Source organism: Microbulbifer weihaiensis (assembly GCF_048323715.1).
Taxonomy (GTDB): domain Bacteria; phylum Pseudomonadota; class Gammaproteobacteria; order Pseudomonadales; family Cellvibrionaceae; genus Microbulbifer.
This window is the reverse complement of the sequence record NZ_JBLWFL010000004.1, coordinates 314,566-327,041: the sequence shown is the minus strand read 5'-3', so window position 1 is coordinate 327,041 and position 12,476 is coordinate 314,566. Positions and strand designations below refer to the sequence as shown.

General features: G+C 57.6%; 11 protein-coding genes. 9 read left to right on the top strand and 2 right to left on the bottom strand.

Annotation, left to right across the window (positions count from 1 at the left end; all coding sequences use genetic code 11):
- Positions 1-74: 74 nt before the first annotated feature.
- From ACNKU7_RS06065 to ACNKU7_RS06045, 5 genes are all read left to right on the top strand, one after another.
- Positions 75-1,124, top strand: a complete 1,050-nt coding sequence (locus ACNKU7_RS06065; RefSeq protein ID WP_418296073.1) for an NAD(P)H-dependent glycerol-3-phosphate dehydrogenase — start codon at positions 75-77, stop codon at positions 1,122-1,124.
- Between the two features lie 48 nt (positions 1,125-1,172).
- The gene (locus ACNKU7_RS06060; RefSeq protein WP_418296072.1) at positions 1,173-1,451 is read left to right on the top strand and encodes a DUF4389 domain-containing protein; all 279 of its coding nucleotides are present in this window, start codon (positions 1,173-1,175) and stop codon (positions 1,449-1,451) included.
- Positions 1,452-1,541: 90 nt separating this feature from the next.
- The gene (locus tag ACNKU7_RS06055) at positions 1,542-2,264 is read left to right on the top strand and encodes a DUF4389 domain-containing protein (RefSeq protein ID WP_418296071.1); all 723 of its coding nucleotides are present in this window, start codon (positions 1,542-1,544) and stop codon (positions 2,262-2,264) included.
- Positions 2,265-2,310: 46 nt separating this feature from the next.
- Entirely contained in the window at positions 2,311-2,781 is a 471-nt protein-coding gene (gene sixA / locus ACNKU7_RS06050; RefSeq protein ID WP_418296070.1) for a phosphohistidine phosphatase SixA, read from the top strand.
- 141 nt (positions 2,782-2,922) lie between these two features.
- Positions 2,923-3,795, top strand: coding sequence for an alpha/beta fold hydrolase (locus ACNKU7_RS06045; protein WP_418296069.1), 873 nt, complete (start codon positions 2,923-2,925; stop codon positions 3,793-3,795).
- Between the two features lie 70 nt (positions 3,796-3,865).
- Here ACNKU7_RS06045 and ACNKU7_RS06040 read toward each other — a convergent pair whose 3' ends face one another.
- Together ACNKU7_RS06040 and folE are read right to left on the bottom strand one after the other, a co-directional pair.
- A complete protein-coding gene (locus tag ACNKU7_RS06040) occupies positions 3,866-4,222 on the bottom strand; it encodes a 5-carboxymethyl-2-hydroxymuconate Delta-isomerase (RefSeq protein ID WP_418296068.1) in 357 nt (118 codons plus the stop codon).
- Positions 4,223-4,291: 69 nt separating this feature from the next.
- Positions 4,292-4,831, bottom strand: a complete 540-nt coding sequence (folE, locus tag ACNKU7_RS06035) for a GTP cyclohydrolase I FolE (protein WP_418296067.1) — start codon at positions 4,829-4,831, stop codon at positions 4,292-4,294.
- Between the two features lie 210 nt (positions 4,832-5,041).
- Between folE and prmB the strand changes: the two genes are divergently transcribed.
- The 4 genes from prmB (at position 5,042) to ACNKU7_RS06015 (ending at position 12,459) form a co-directional block, all read left to right on the top strand.
- On the top strand, positions 5,042-5,974 hold the full coding sequence (prmB, locus tag ACNKU7_RS06030; protein WP_418296066.1) for a 50S ribosomal protein L3 N(5)-glutamine methyltransferase: 933 nt from the start codon (positions 5,042-5,044) through the stop codon (positions 5,972-5,974).
- A gap of 218 nt (positions 5,975-6,192) precedes the next feature.
- A complete protein-coding gene (aroC, locus tag ACNKU7_RS06025; protein WP_418296065.1) occupies positions 6,193-7,278 on the top strand; it encodes a chorismate synthase in 1,086 nt (361 codons plus the stop codon).
- A 273-nt stretch (positions 7,279-7,551) separates the two neighbouring features.
- Entirely contained in the window at positions 7,552-11,442 is a 3,891-nt protein-coding gene (locus tag ACNKU7_RS06020; protein ID WP_418296064.1) for a hypothetical protein, read from the top strand.
- A 60-nt stretch (positions 11,443-11,502) separates the two neighbouring features.
- Entirely contained in the window at positions 11,503-12,459 is a 957-nt protein-coding gene (locus ACNKU7_RS06015) for a SurA N-terminal domain-containing protein (RefSeq protein WP_418296063.1), read from the top strand.
- Positions 12,460-12,476: the final 17 nt, after the last annotated feature.

The following is a 12,476-nucleotide window of genomic DNA, read 5'->3' as shown; positions in this document are numbered from 1 at the left end:
GAAACCTCTGGTGCCATTGGGCTGGCTGCTGCAGCCCCGTATAATCGGCCCAACTTCTCAGACAAAGATGTTTTATGACCCAGAGTGACGCTACTTCCAGCAATCCTGATTCCGTGAAATCCATTGCCATTCTCGGTGGCGGCAGCTTCGGTACGGCTATCGCCAACATTGTTGCCGGAAACGGCCACGACACCCGGCAGTGGATGCGTGACCCGGAGCGCGCGGCAGCGTGTATGGCGAACCGGGAAAACGCCTATTACCTGCCCGGTGTCGAACTGCATCCCGGGCTGCAGGTGACCAGCGACCTGGAGAAGGCCGTTGCAGGCTGCCAGATCGTATTTGTCGCCATCCCCAGTAAGTCATTCCGTGAAGTTGTGCGCCGCGCCGCGCCGATACTGGCTCCGGGAACCATCCTGATTTCCCTGACCAAGGGTATCGAGCACGACTGTTTCCACCTGATGAGCGACATCCTGCGGGAGGAGACCGAAGGCATGCGCGTGGGGGTGCTCAGTGGGCCAAACTTCGCCAAGGAAATTGTGGCGGGCCACTACACGGCGACGGTGATCGCCAGTGAACATTCCGACCTGTGCGAGACCATCCAGAAGGTTCTGCACTCCGAGACATTCCGGGTCTACTCCAGCAATGATGTGTTCGGGGTTGAGCTGGCCGGCGCGTTGAAAAACATTTACGCCATTGTCACCGGTATGGCGGTGGCGCTCGGCCGCGGACAAAACACGACCAGCCTGCTGATTACCCGCGCGCTGGCAGAAATGATGCGTTTTGCGGAGGCCATGGGGGCCGACCCGATGACCTTTATCGGGCTCGCCGGTGTCGGTGACCTGATTCTTACCTGTTCCTCTGATCTCAGCCGCAACTACCGGGTGGGCTACCTGGTGGGCAAGGGCAAGAAGCTGGAAGATGCAGTAGCTGAAATTGGCCAGGTGGCAGAGGGTGTGAACACTGTGCGCCTGATCAAGGCCAAGGCCGATGAACTCAATGTCTACATGCCCTTGGTTTCCGCAATTCACGCCATATTATTTGAAGGTACCGCGATCCCTACGGTCATCCGCGAGCTGATGTCCGGGGCGCAGACGTTCGATGTAGCTTACTCCGCCAAGCCGTGACAATCGGTCACGGCCGGGTAACCCGCTCATTTTGATTGGAATCAAACAATGAATAACGAAGCCATCAAGCACAATCTGACTTCTCCGGATCACTGGCTGCGCCTGCTCTTTATGGTGCTGTTTGTAATCCTCCTGGAAGTGGCCGGCGTGGTCATGCTTGCGACCGTCGTATTGCAATTCCTGTTCGCGATCATTTCCGGAAGCCCCAATGAAAACCTGCGCCAGCTTGGCAGCCAGATTGCTTCCTATATTTATCAGGTACTGCAGTTCCTGATTTACAACACGGAAGAAAAGCCATTTCCGTTTGCCGAATGGCCGGAAGATTGAAAAACTGCAATGCTATAGTTCAAGTCCGAACGCCGGCCGGAAAGCCGGCGTTTCCCCGCCCGTCCGCTGCCAATAATTAGGGATAAGTTCATGAGCAACGAAGAATTGAAACAGAATCTTACTTCCACCAATCAATGGGTTCGGTTGGTGTACATGGTGCTGTTCGCGGTACTGCTGGAAATCGCCGGCTTTGTCATGCTGGCGGTGGTTATTGCCCAATTCCTGTTCAACATTATTACCGGTGCCGCCAACGACAACCTTCGTCGCCTTGGGGATCAGCTGGCGACGTATATATACCAGACCCTGCAATTTCTCATTTACAACACTGAGGAAAAGCCATTTCCGTTTGCCGAGTGGCCGGAGTCTGAAGTGGATGACCTGTCCGCCTACGAAAGTGCGGAAGAGGTGGATGGCGAAGTGATCGCGGAATTCGAGGAAGTGACCGAGTCTGATATCGAGGTTGCGGACGAGGCGGAAACCAGCGACGTCATTGAGCTGGGGGCCAGTGATGTTACTGACGAACCTGCAGCAAAATCGGCAGTGGATACCGCGCCCGAGCCCAAGGCCGATACCAAGGCCGATTCCAAGGCCGATTCCAAGGCCGATACCAAGGCCGATACCAAGCCGGAGTCAGTGAAAGCGGACAAGGGCAGCGCAAAGGGCGCCCCCTCGGAAGATACGCCCGCGGACGACGCGAACGAAAAGGCACCGGCAAAGAAAGCCAAGAGCAGCAAGGTATCTACAGACAGTACAGCAAAAGCCGGCGAGGCCGATGCGGAAGATGCCCCGGAACAGAGCACCAACGACAAATAATTGGCCCCGAGATTGAAACTTATCCTGGTTGAAAGCGGAGTAGCGCGTGCTGTTATTTGTCCTGCGACATGGTAAGGCCGAGCCCTTTAGTAAAAGTGACGAAACCCGGGCGTTGACCGATCAGGGGCGCGAGGATGTGGCGGCGGTCTGCAAGGAGCGTGCTTCCGAGCTGGCACAGGTAAAAACGCTCTGGGCCAGTCCATTTGTCCGCACCCGGCAGACGGCGAAGATTGTCGCCGAAACCTTCGGCCTGGAAGTGGAAATCAACGAGAACCTGACCAGCGACACTCCATTGCAGGTCTTGCTGGATGCGCTCGGCGAAGTGGGGGAAGAGCGTTTCCCCCTGTTACTGGTCAGCCACCAGCCACTGGTTGGCAGTCTGGTAAACGGGCTCTGCGGTACCGGCAACGAGCACCCGATGGGCACCTCGTCGCTGGCGTGTCTGGAGGCCGACGTCTGGGCTACCGATTGTGCGGAGCTGCAATGGCTGCAGCACAAGCCGCAGCCGTTGTCCTGATCAGCGCCGGTCAAGGTCGCCACTGGCTGCCGCGCGGAAGCGAATTGATCAGTTCCGCTGGCGCTTGCGGCCATTGGCGTCCAGATTCGGCGCTGTCAGCATTGAGCGTCCATTCACTACCTCTTCGCCGTATCCATGTGCGTGAATAATCTCTCTGTTCCCCGGGAAATTTCCCTCGACCTCTCCGGTAACCGAATCGCTGCCCGCCAGTGGGGTAATCCACAGGGGATACCGGTGCTGGCTCTGCACGGCTGGTTGGATAATTGCGCAAGCTTTGACCGGCTGGCGCCGCTGTTGCCTGAGCTGAACCTGGTCGCCGTGGATCTCGCCGGACACGGCCAGAGCTATCACCGGCACGCGGAAGCCAATTACAACATCTGGGGCGAAATTGAGGATGTCATTGAAATGGCAGACGCGTTGGGCTGGGAGCGTTTTTCCATGCTGTCTCACTCGCGCGGCGCGGTTATTTCCATGATTGCCGCCGCGACCTTTCCCGAGCGGGTAAAGCGTCTGGCACTGATCGATGGCCTGGTGCCGCCACCGGCCGCAGACAGTGAAGCGCCAGAGATATTACGCAACGGCATTGAGCAGCGAGCGCGCTATAGAAACCGTCAGGCCAAGGTATTTGCCTCGCTGGAAATTGCAGTGGCTGCGCGCAAGAACGGACTGTTCAAGCTCTCCGACGACGCGGCCCAGCGCCTGGTGGAGCGGGGCGTGCGCAGTTGCGAGGGCGGTTACACCTGGAGCAACGATCCGCAGTTGCTGGCGAGCTCCCTGGCCAAGCTGAACAGTGCCCAGGTGGAGGCGTTTCTTGCACGAGCCACCATGCCAATCCGGTTGGCACTGGGGAAGTCCGGTATCCAGGATATGATCACGCGGGTGCGGCCGGTTGCCGAGAAGTGCGCCAATATCGAGATCCGGGAGTTTCCCGGTGGGCACCACCTGCATATGGAAGAGAGCGCCGACGCAATTGCCGAGTGGTTCAGGCCTTTCCTGATTTCAGGGGAAGAGTAGGCTCTGCCGGTGTTTTGATGTGTGTTTTTGACAGTGATGCCGCGGCAAGGAACCACCGCGGCGACAGGGGCTAGAACGGCAGTCGCTTGGAGTAGCTCGCTTTTTCCATATCCCGCACTTCTACCGAAACTTCCGCCACTTCCGGTGCCGCTTCACACAGCGCAGTGAAAATCGCGGCGCTGAGGGCTTCTTTCTGCTCGGTGGTGCGTCCTTCCAGAATTCTGACTTCCGCGTGGATAAATGCACCGGCACCGCTGTCGCGGCTGTCACCGAGTACAAACTCCCGGTAGGGCAGGGCGCGGGATTTGATCGCGCTCGGGGTAAAGAGCCCGGTATCGCACATCGCCTGGTGGCCGTTGCTGACCAGGTTGGCGATAGAAAGAGTTTCTTCCAGCTGTTGCGAGTATTCGATAACCAGGTGTGGCATCTGCGGGCTCTCCTTACTGCTGTTTTTGGCACTGGTGCCGCGGCAGTGAGCCGCCGCGGCGACAGGGGATCAACGGATGAGGGAAAGGAACTCGTTGCGGGTGGCCTGCTGGCTGCGGAAGGATCCGAGCATGGCGGAGGTCTTCATCACGGAATTCTGCTTCTCCACACCGCGCATCATCATGCACATGTGCTTCGCTTCGATGATCACGCCAACGCCGGCGGCACCGGTTACCTGCTCGATGGTTTTTGCAATTTCCACGGTCAGCTGTTCCTGGATCTGCAAACGGCGGGCAAACATGTCTACAATGCGCGCCACTTTCGACAGGCCCAGTACTTTGCCATCGGGAATGTAAGCCACGTGCGCTTTGCCGATAAACGGCAGCATGTGGTGTTCGCACAGGGAGTAAAGCTCGATGTCTTTGACCAGCACCATTTCGCTGCAGTCAGACGGAAACAGCGCATCGTTGACCACCTCTTCCACGGTTTGCTGGTAGCCGCGGGTCAGGTATTGCATGGCCTTGGCGGCGCGCAGGGGAGTGTCTTTCAGGCCCGGGCGCTCTAGGTCTTCGCCGATGGCCTCGAGGATGTGTGCGTAATGTTCTTTCATCAGTATGCTTCCAACGTCTCGCCCGAGCTGATGCGCGTGGCCTGTAAAGCCTTGTACGCAGAAACACGGGCGTTCGATCACCACACCTTATAGCCGAGGATGGCGGTGGGGCAGCCATGTCCAGGAACCCGATCCGGGGATCCAGAGGGTGCGCTACCCTAAGCCTTTGTGGCACGCTAGTAAAGCGCCAAAATTTAAGGAATATCGCCAATGATAGAGAAACGGGAGTCCAGTTTGCACGAATTGTGCACAGTGCTGGATTACATCCGCTGGGGCGCCAGTCGCTTCACTGAAGCAAAACTGTGGTTTGGTCACGGTACCGACAACGCCTGGGATGAGGCCGTCTTGCTGGTCACTCACGCGCTGCACCTGCCGGTAGACAGCAAACCGGAGATCCTCAGCGCCCGCTTGACCATGGATGAGCGCCGCGAAGTGATGGCGCTGCTGGAGCGGCGCGTGGACGAGCGCCTGCCGTCGCCGTACCTCACCAATGAGGCGTGGTTCTGCGACCTGCCATTCTATGTGGACGAGCGGGTCCTGGTGCCGCGTTCGCCCATTGGCGAGCTGATCCGCCAGGGGTTTGAGCCCTGGTTACAGCAGGAGCCCCTGGCAGTGCTGGACCTGTGCTGCGGTAGCGGCTGCATCGGCATTGCCTGTGCCGAGACTTTTGTGGACGCGCGCGTGGATGTCAGTGATATCTCCGCAGATGCAATCGAGGTGGCGCAGATCAATATCAACCGCCATCACCTGAACGAACAGGTGCGCGCGGTGCAGTCGGACCTGTTTGAGGGGCTCAAGGGCTGCAGCTACGACCTCATCGTGAGCAACCCGCCCTACGTGGACGCGCGCGATCTGGCCGAGATGCCGCCGGAGTACCACGCAGAGCCGGGACTTGCGCTGGGCTCCGGTGATGACGGCCTCGATTTCACCCGCCGCCTGCTGCTGGAGGCGGCCGATCACCTGCAGCCGGAAGGTATCCTGGTGTGTGAAGTGGGTAATAGTTGGGAAGCGCTCGAGGAGGCTTTCCAGCAGGTACCGTTTATGTGGCCGGAGCTGGAAGACGGGGGCCACGGTGTCTTTATTCTCACCCGCGAAGACCTGCTCGCCTGTCGTCCTTTTTTTGAGGCGGGTGCGGAGGGGTAGCATCTTCCCCCTATGGGCAGCGCATTGGCGGTGCCGCTGCGGGTGAAGGTTGCACAAGCCCCCACCCGCCATCGTCACCTTTGCAGGTCCAGCAGAGGTTAAAGTCGAGCGCGCGAAGTAGTTTCTTGTGTGACCAATTGAGCGCCCGGTACAAGACGGAATCCTCTATAATGGCCGGCTTTCCGCGAATAATTCACTAGAGGTAGGGAATACCGGGTATGTCGGGCAACACATTTGGCAAGCTGTTTTGCGTCACCACTTTTGGCGAGAGTCACGGCCCGGCGCTGGGCTGTATCGTCGACGGTTGCCCGCCCGGGCTGGAGATTTCCGCCGAGGAGATCCAGCTGGAGCTGGATCGCCGCAAGCCGGGCACTTCCCGCTACACCACGCAGCGCCGCGAGGCGGACGAAGTCAAAATTCTGTCCGGCGTGTTCGAGGGCAAGACCACCGGCACACCCATCGGCCTGCTGATCGAAAACACCGACCAGCGCTCCAAAGACTACGCCAATATCGCCGAGCAGATTCGCCCGGCCCACGCCGACTACACCTACTGGGCCAAATATGGCCTGCGCGATTACCGCGGTGGCGGGCGCTCCTCTGCGCGGGAGACCGCGATGCGGGTAGCCGCCGGTGCTATCGCCAAGAAGTGGTTGAAGCAACAGTTCGGTATCGAGGTGCGCGGTTACCTGTCCCAGCTCGGACCAATCAAGGTCGACAAGCTGGACTGGTCGCAGGTGGACCAGAACCCGTTCTTCTGTCCCGATGCCGATAAGGTGCCGGAGATGGAGGAGTACATGCAGGCGCTGATCAAGGAGGGTAACTCCATTGGTGCGCGCATCTCGGTGCACGCCAGCGGTGTGCCTGCGGGCCTCGGCGAGCCGATCTTTGATCGCTTGGATGCGGACCTTGCCCACGCGCTGATGAGCATCAATGCGGTCAAGGGTGTGGAGATTGGTGCTGGTTTTGCCTGTGTGGAGCAGAAGGGCACGGAGCATCGGGATGAGATTACCCCGGAAGGCTTCCAGTCCAACAACGCCGGCGGCGTGCTGGGTGGTATTTCCAGTGGGCAGGAACTGATCGCGCATATCGCGCTGAAGCCGACCTCGAGCCTGCGGATTCCAGGCCGTAGTATCGACAAACAGGGTAACCCGATCGAGGTGGTGACCAAGGGACGTCACGACCCTTGTGTGGGGATTCGCGCAACGCCGATTGCCGAAGCGATGATGGCACTTGTTTTGATTGATCACGTCATGCGCCAGCGTGCCCAGAATGGTGACGTCATTCCCTCGGTGCCTGCACTCTAACTTTTCGGGCGCAAGATTCTCTGATCTTGCGGCACCGCTCCACCTTTCTGGAAGAGCGTGGTGCCGCCAGATTTGTCGGTGGTCAGTTCCACTAGCTGCGCTCAAAGACACCAGTTATAAATTTCTGGCGGCCTCACGCTTATTCCCCCCTTTTTGGCGTTTCCCACACGCCAATCGCTTTTTCTCCTTTCCATCTCTTCTAACCTTTCGTAAGCATTTTGGGTTTTTTATAACCATTTTGTGTAATTGCAGGTCAAGGATGAGGTCCGAAATATGGCAATCACAATCAGGTCGGTGGGCCTGTCAGGTATTTACGCGGGGGTGGCTGTTGTTCTCGCGTTGGCGAGTAAGCCCTCGCCAGCAGAGCCCGGGGAAACGTTGCAAACGCCCGTAACACCGATGGAGCTTCCCGTTGAAATCGAGATTGAACTGAGCCCCGCAGGGTCGCTCAAGCAGGCGCCCCTGTGGAAAGAGCTGTACCAGATGCTCGAAAATCCTTATGAGCCTGTGGAGCGTCGCCCAGGCTTCGGGGTCACCATGCCGCCATTGAACGTATGGCCGCTAGATTACAACTTTCTCACCGGTCAGCCGCTACGACTGCGCACGTCCGATGGGGAAATCAGCTGGGATTTACCGGGGCCAATGTTCGATCCCGACGAAACGGTTGCTACTGATGAATTTAATGCTCCGACCGAGCTCCGCAGCATCATTGGCGCTCTGGTAGCCTGCCCGCTGGCAGAGCCTGTAAGCGAACATCCCTATCGCTTTGGTGGGCCCTGTGATGAGGCGCCTGATGGTTCTCTGGTTGTTTCCAATCCGAATGGGCGTGGTGTTCGTCGAAATCTGGGCTTTGAGGGAAACTTTGCAGATAGCCGCATTCCTCCCCATAGAACTGTTGTGGCGATTTCGGCGGTGAATAGTCTGGGGCAATTACTCGATGAAGATGGCGAACCTCTCACCGAGCTGGAAGCGCCGATCAATGAAGAGGACTTCTTCCGCGAAGAGGCTGATGTGGCGGGGGTTCCCGAGCCGTTGCAGGAACATGTCGGGCGGCTTGCCGCTGAGGTGTTGGGTAAGTCCCTGTTCTGGGACATGCAGGTGGGTAGTGACGGCGTACAGGCCTGTGGCAGCTGCCACTTCCACGCGGGGGTTGATAGCCGCACGCGTAACCAGTTGAACCCCGGGGTCAATGCCGGCGATATGGCATTGGAGTTCCGGGGACCCAACGAAGATGTTCAGGCCAGTGACTTTCCCTTCCACAAGAGAGTCAATCCAGATGTGGTCGGTGATGGTACTGATCCAGCCATCGTTATCAGTGACTCGAATGATGTGATGTCCTCAATGGGGGTGAGCGAATTTAAGCTCTTCAATGATATTGTTCTGGGTGCATCTGGTTTCAGTGATGCATTCAATGGCGTGCAGGCACTGTTACCCGATGACGGAACGCCGATGCCGGACCCCGTTGCCGTGTTTGATGGGCTGAGAAGGGTTGAGCCACGAAATACCCCGACCTTCCACGGCGCCGCGTTTAATTTTGATAACTTCTGGGATGGTCGCGCGCGCTTTAACTTTAATGGCGGCAGTGTATTCGGCCCGTCCGATCCACAATTCCATATTTTCATCGCCGAGGATGGCGAGCTGGTTGGTGCAACTAACGGCCATATCAATGATGAGCTGGCGGAAGAGGATCCGGAAGCGGCGGTGCAACCGGTGCGCATCAAGTTTTCCAGTCTCGGTTCCCAGGCGATGGGACCGCCCCTCAGTGAATTCGAAATGGCTTTTCTCGGCAGGAACTGGCCCAAGATCGCCAAGAAACTGTTGCAGGACGGAGTGACGCCACTGGCAAACCAGCTGGTTGCGGTGGATGACAGCCGTCTGGGACCATTCTCCAACCAGGGCGGCAGCATTTGTGATGAGCTGGGTCGCCCAACGGCAATCGACAAGCCCGGATTATGCGTGACCTATCCGGAGTTGATTGAAATTGCCTTTACTCCCGAGTTTTGGGAAGTGACTTCTGCGCATCTTGCCGGCGCCGAGTGTGATGACCCGTTCGATGCCTATTGCCTGACGGTTGTCGCCGATGCGGCAGCAGACCCGGCTGACACCAACCAATTCACACAGATGGAAGCGAACCTCAGTCTGTTCTTCGGTTTGGCGGTGCAGGCCTACGAATCATTGACGATTCCAGATGATTCACCGGCGGATCGTTTCTTCGACGCTAACCCGTTTGCCGGGCATGGTGTGGGTGAGCCGGGTGACCAGGCTGTGCTGTTCCCGACGCTGGTGCCGGACCTGATGGATGACGGGCAGATCAACGGTTCGGTGGCAGTGCCCACTACCGGTGAGTTGGTACTGATTCCTGATGATCCCTCCACTCCAGAGTACGATGGCTTTGGCCCAGATGAGCTGTATGGATTCGATATTTTTGCTGGAGCGAATCTCACTGCGGCACTGCCCGCGGGCCATGCGCGAAACCCGATCCATACCATCACCACCGAGGGCGGCCAGGAACTGCAGGTCGCGGTGGGCTCTAACCCATTTACCCGCAGTGCCAAATGCATGCTGTGTCACCTCGGCGCGGAGCAAACAGACCACAGCATTAACGTGGCTCACGGGTTGCTGAAGAATGATGCGGAGTTTGAATTTCCCACGCCACCCCAGGTAGCAGACAGCAATGCGGTTGCGATCTTCCTCGATGGGCTGTTGCCCGCACCTGAGCCCTCCGGAACCTTCAAGGCTGTGGGCGGCTTGATCCTGTCGGAAGAAATTACCGAGGGAGCTGCACAGGATGCAGTCGAGGTAGAACCTAGGAATTTCGCCACCTTCGATGATCCGGCAACGCCGTGGGACGACCGAGTGGTTGCGCAGCCGAGCAACTTCGCGTTTGGCGACCAGGGTGTCTATAACATCGGCCTGCGTCCGACGTCAGAAGACATTGGTCGTGGTGGTGACGATCCCTTCGGTTGGCCTCTGTCTCTCGCAGCGCTGACACTGAAAAACATCGGTGGGCAAACCTATGAACCTTGCGATACATCTTTTGACAGCTGCGTAATGGCGAACTTCGATCCTTTCAATCTGGAAGCGACCTTTGAAGAAACCGGGGATGGTGCGATGTTCCCGGGCACAACGCACACCCTGCAGTCGATTAACCCCGGCTTCGAACGTTCACCGAGCGATCCTCAACTGCCCGAGTACATGGTCCCTTGGATTCATGGGTTACCGGCAGGGGAATTGCACCCGCAGATCGATGAAATGGCGGGTATGGCACCAAACACCCTGACGCCTCCCAATGGTGGTCCCGGTATTGAGTTCCCTGAGGTACTGTTTGGGGCCGACCTTCATTGTGGTCGTTACGATCCCGCACTATTTGGCTCCGGTCCGCCCAACTTTGGTTGGGGGCCTGGCGATAGCAGCGATCGGGTTTGCCCGACAAACCAGTCAGGCGTCGCCGGAAATATGGACTTCCCCGTTCACGGTACCTGGCCGGTACCCAACCGCGTACTTCGCGACGGTGGTTTCAAGGCACCGCCGCTGCGGAATGTCGAGCTGACTGGCCCGTATTTCCATACCGGAAGCTACCTCACCCTTCGCCAGGTGGTGGACTTCTATATGCGAGGCGGTGACTTCCCGTTGACCAACGCTGAGAGTCGAGACCCGAACATCAACGATTTGATGCGGCAATCCTTCTCGTTTGGCCGTACCAATGCCATTGATGGAGACTTCGACGCGCTGATCAATTTTGGTTTCCTGCAAGGATATTTTGCCGATGCCTTGCCGGATACGGTGTACCGCTATGACGCGATGCCGGATACCGATCACCCGATCACACCGGAGTACGCAACGCCGGAGGATGCCAAAGTGGCACTGGTGAAATTCCTGCTTTCATTGACCGACCCGCGCGTGAAGTACGAGCGTGCGCCCTTTGACCATCCGGAGATCTTTGTGCCGATCGACGGTGCTGCGCCGGAGAATACAGGAGGTCGTGAACAATTGGTGAACCAGTCTGGTGTTCCTTGTCCCGCTGCGGGTTCTACCGGGGAGTGTTTCCGGCAGATTCCAGCGGTTGGCGCCGGCGGTAAGGCAACGCCAGTACCAGGATTTTTGGGGGTAACCAACAATCCGGCTGCCAACTGCACAACAGAAATTAGCCACTTCTGTCGTTAATCAAACCATGGCATACCCTGCGCTCCGATTGGAGCGCAGGGCCTTAAGTTTGAGGGAAACATGGAAAAGGACGGTTATCTGTGGGTAAAGGTATTAGCGCTGAGCAGTTTGCTAATTATCGTGATGTTCAATACAGCCTGCGATTCACAAAATAGAGCCAAACCGGCTGCGGACAGCATCGCCGAAGTCAATGGGGATGCAATAAGCCGCAAAGTGTTTGAGCGTATGAAGGCAAATCCTGCATTGTGGGAAAAATTTCAATCGTCGGTGAAGCATGGCAAGTCGGGAAAACTTTCCCTGGATGAATTTGCCATCGATGAGCTGATCAATATGCAACTTTTTCTACAGGAAGCGAAGACCCGTTCGCTAAAGGTGGACGAACGTGAGGTGGACAAAGCGGTGATCGCGCTTCGCCATCAATTTAATGACTTGGAACAGTTCGGTGCCTGGATACAGTCGCAGGGACTTACGGAACCCGAATTATTTGACAGCCTGCGAGCCGACTTGCTGGCGAACAAGGTAAAACTGCAGCTGGAAGAAAATGTGCAGGTTGAGGAAGCCGTGCTCAGAAAATTTTATGAGAAAAACCAGCAACTTTGGAGCGAAGCCGGGGATGTGCGACTCAGCCTGATCGCTGTGTCCCAGCGCGCAATTGCACAACGTCTCGCGCAACTGTTGCAGTCCGGAGAGCCGTTTAGCGAGCTGGCAAAGCGCTATTCCCAGGGTAGTCGGGCCGCACAAGGAGGGGACGTTGGTTGGGTCAATCACCAGCGCTTGCCTGCGGTAATGAGAGGTATCGTGAGTTCCCTTGATGTCGGACAGGTGTTTGGCCCGATCCAGCGCGGCTCGGACTTTCTGCTGGTCAAACTGGAGGAGCGGAGGGTAATGGCTGCGCCCGAGTTTCATGAGGTCAGGCAAGACGTTGAGCGTATTGCACTGCAGACGGCGAGAAAAAATGTCGTGCAGGCCTGGCTGAAGGAGCGCAGGGCCCGGTCGACCATCGTGAAACACCTGTAACCGGTAGCGACTGCCGC

Coding starts and splice junctions, on each gene's coding strand:
- ACNKU7_RS06065 (WP_418296073.1), top strand. CDS start 75: ATGACCCAGAGTGACGCTACTTCCAGCAATCCTGATTCCGTGAAATCC.
- ACNKU7_RS06060 (WP_418296072.1), top strand. CDS start 1,173: ATGAATAACGAAGCCATCAAGCACAATCTGACTTCTCCGGATCACTGG.
- ACNKU7_RS06055 (WP_418296071.1), top strand. CDS start 1,542: ATGAGCAACGAAGAATTGAAACAGAATCTTACTTCCACCAATCAATGG.
- ACNKU7_RS06040 (WP_418296068.1), bottom strand. CDS start 4,222: ATGCCACACCTGGTTATCGAATACTCGCAACAGCTGGAAGAAACTCTT.
- folE (WP_418296067.1), bottom strand. CDS start 4,831: ATGAAAGAACATTACGCACACATCCTCGAGGCCATCGGCGAAGACCTA.
- prmB (WP_418296066.1), top strand. CDS start 5,042: ATGATAGAGAAACGGGAGTCCAGTTTGCACGAATTGTGCACAGTGCTG.
- aroC (WP_418296065.1), top strand. CDS start 6,193: ATGTCGGGCAACACATTTGGCAAGCTGTTTTGCGTCACCACTTTTGGC.
- ACNKU7_RS06020 (WP_418296064.1), top strand. CDS start 7,552: ATGGCAATCACAATCAGGTCGGTGGGCCTGTCAGGTATTTACGCGGGG.
- ACNKU7_RS06015 (WP_418296063.1), top strand. CDS start 11,503: ATGGAAAAGGACGGTTATCTGTGGGTAAAGGTATTAGCGCTGAGCAGT.